The following is a 2,000-nucleotide window of genomic DNA, read 5'->3' on the forward strand; positions in this document are numbered from 1 at the left end:
CGGATCCCGCGACGGCACCGGCGCCGGACACAACATGGCCGACGAGGTCGTCAAGGAGATCAAGGACGCCGGTGGGCGCGCGGTCGCCAACTACGACAGCGTTGCCGAGACCGAGGGCGCCGAGAACATCATCAAGACCGCCCTCGATGAGTTCGGCAAGATCGACGGTGTGGTGAGCAACGCCGGCATCCTGCGCGACGGCACGTTCCACAAGATGTCGTTCGAGAACTGGGATTCCGTTCTGAAGGTGCACCTCTACGGCGGCTACAACGTCGTGCGCGCCGCGTGGCCGCACTTCCGCGAGCAGAGCTACGGTCGCGTGCTCGTGGCCACCTCCACCAGCGGGCTGTTCGGCAACTTCGGTCAGGCCAACTATGGCGCGGCCAAGCTGGGCCTGGTCGGTCTGATCAACACGTTGGCCCAGGAAGGCGCCAAGTACAACATCAAGGCCAACGCGCTGGCGCCGATTGCGGCCACCCGGATGACCGAGGACATCTTGCCGCCCGAGGTGCTCAAGAACCTCACGCCGGAGTTCGTCGCACCGGTGGTGGCTTACCTGGTCACCGAAGAGGTGCCCGACTCCGGCTCGATCTTCATCGTCGGTGGCGGCAAGGTGCAGCGCGCCGCACTGTTCCAGAATGAGGGCGTCACGTTCAAGACGGTGCCGTCGGTTGACGACATCGCCTCGCACTGGGGCGAGATCGACGACTTGTCCGCGGCTAAGGCGGCCAACTTCTCGATCCGTTGATCGGGACTACATGAAAGCCTGTGTTGTACAGGAGCTTTCAGGTCCGGACGGTCTTGTCTATACCGATGTGCAGGACGTCGCCGGAAACAACGACGTCTTGGTCATCGGTGTCCGCGCCGCAGGTGTCTGCTTCCCGGACCTGTTGCTGAGCAAGGGCGAGTACCAGCTCAAGCTGCCGCCGCCGTTCATCCCCGGCATGGAGGCTGCCGGCGTTGTCGATTGGGCGCCGGAAGACTCCGAATTCAAAGTGGGGGATCGGGTTTCGGCGTTCGGCGTGCTAGGTGGGTTCGCCGAACAGGTGCTTGCCCCGATGGCGAACGTGATCCGCAGCCCGGCCGACCTCGACGACGCCGAAGCGGTGTCGCTGCTGGTGAACTACAACACCATGTACTTCGCGCTGGCCCGACGGGCCGCCATGCGGCGCGGCGACAGCGTGCTGGTGTTGGGTTCGGCGGGCGGTGTGGGCACCGCGGCCATCCAAGTGGCTCGGGCGATGGGCGCGAGCAAGGTCATCGGGGTGGTACACCGAACGAGCGCAACGGATTTCGTCGAATCGTTGGGTGCCGACGTGGTGCTACCGCTGAGCGACGGCTGGGCGCAGGCGGTGCGCGACCACACCGACGGCCGCGGTGTCGACATCGTGGTCGACCCGGTCGGCGGGCAGGCCTTCGACGACGCGGTCCGGGTGCTGGCCATTGACGGCAAGCTGCTGGTGATCGGCTTCGCCGCGGGTTCCATTCCGACGGTCAAGGTCAACCGGCTGCTGCTGCGCAACGTCGGTGTGCTCGGCGTCGCCTGGGGCGAATACCTCCGTCAGGTGCCCGGCTCGGCGGGACTGTTCGCCTCGGGTCTCAACCAGCTGGTGGCGGCCGGGTTGAAACCTCCACCGCCGCAACGGTTTCCACTGTCGAAAGGCCGTGACGCGCTGCAGTCCCTGGCCGACGGCGGGGTGTTCGGCAAGGTCGTACTAGAGCCCTAGCCGGGCTGCTCGCAGATACCGAACGCGCCGCCCCGGCAGACCGGTGGCGGCGCGTTCAGTACCCCGCGTGACTAGAACAGACCCGAGAAGTCGGCCGAGATCTGTGAGGCCGCGTTCTCAATGACCGCGAGTCCGAAACCGGCGAACAGCGTGTCCATCCCGGTGTTGGCTGCGATCGGCAGACCGATCGCGTCGAGGAGGTCACCGTTGGACAGGTTGTCCGTGAACAGCGAAAGGTCATATGCCGGAAGGCTGGTCAGCAGGGCGTTCCCG

At 65.8% G+C, this 2,000-nt stretch carries 2 protein-coding genes and 1 pseudogene; 2 read left to right on the forward strand and 1 reads right to left on the reverse strand.

Going from position 1 to position 2,000, the window contains the following annotated elements:
• Together VN856_RS20290 and VN856_RS20295 are read left to right on the forward strand one after the other, a co-directional pair.
• On the forward strand, positions 1–748 hold a 748-nt coding region (locus tag VN856_RS20290), incomplete at its 5' end, for an SDR family NAD(P)-dependent oxidoreductase (RefSeq protein WP_325692276.1).
• Between the two features lie 10 nt (positions 749–758).
• The gene (locus VN856_RS20295; RefSeq protein WP_325692278.1) at positions 759–1,727 is read left to right on the forward strand and encodes an NADPH:quinone oxidoreductase family protein; all 969 of its coding nucleotides are present in this window, start codon (positions 759–761) and stop codon (positions 1,725–1,727) included.
• A 71-nt stretch (positions 1,728–1,798) separates the two neighbouring features.
• Here the strand turns inward: VN856_RS20295 and VN856_RS20300 are convergent.
• Positions 1,799–2,000: pseudogene (locus VN856_RS20300) on the reverse strand (PE-PPE domain-containing protein); the annotation flags it as partial.

The sequence above is a fragment of the Mycobacterium sp. genome (genome assembly GCF_035603715.1).
Classification (GTDB): Bacteria; Actinomycetota; Actinomycetes; order Mycobacteriales; family Mycobacteriaceae; genus Mycobacterium.